The sequence below is a fragment of the Roseateles sp. P5_E1 genome (assembly GCF_054049335.1).
In genome coordinates this window covers 1-567 of sequence record NZ_JBFUMN010000375.1, presented here as the reverse complement: position 1 = coordinate 567, position 567 = coordinate 1, and the positions used below count along the sequence as shown (strand labels likewise).

Sequence of the window (567 nt, the reverse complement as noted above, 5' to 3'; positions counted from 1 at the left end):
TGCGAAGACCGATCCGGACTTCTTCCTGATCGCGCGCACCGATGCCATCCAGGTCGATGGCGTGGACGCGGCCATCGAACGCGCCATCGCCTGCGTGGAGGCCGGTGCCGACGGCATCTTCGCCGAGGCCGCCTATGACCTGGACACCTACCGCCGCTTCGTCGATGCGGTGAAGGTGCCGGTGCTGGCCAACATCACCGAGTTCGGTGCCACCCCGCTGTTCAGCCGCGATGAACTGGCCTCGGCCGGCGTGGCCATCCAGCTGTTCCCGCTGTCCGCATTCCGCGCCGCCAACAAGTCGGCCGAGAACGTGTATGAGACCATCCGCCGCGAGGGCCACCAGCGTAATGTGGTGGAGGCGATGCAGACGCGCGAAGAGCTGTACGACCGTATCGGTTACCACGCTTTCGAGCAGCAGCTCGATGCGTTGTTTGCCGCCAAGAAGTAAGACCGCACACTGTTTTCTGGAGGGATCATGAGCGACACCACTACCGCCCCCGGCTTCAAGCCGAAGAAATCCGTCGCCCTGTCGGGCACCGCCGCCGGCAACACCGCGCTGTGCACCGT

Annotated in this window: 1 protein-coding gene; it reads left to right on the top strand. The window is 64.9% G+C overall.

Features of this window, described 5'->3' with window-relative positions:
- Positions 1 to 448 (top strand): isocitrate lyase/phosphoenolpyruvate mutase family protein (locus ACXJKJ_RS31610; RefSeq protein ID WP_457395646.1); only part of this gene is annotated, 448 nt, incomplete at its 5' end.
- Between the last annotated feature and the right edge of the window lie 119 nt (positions 449 to 567).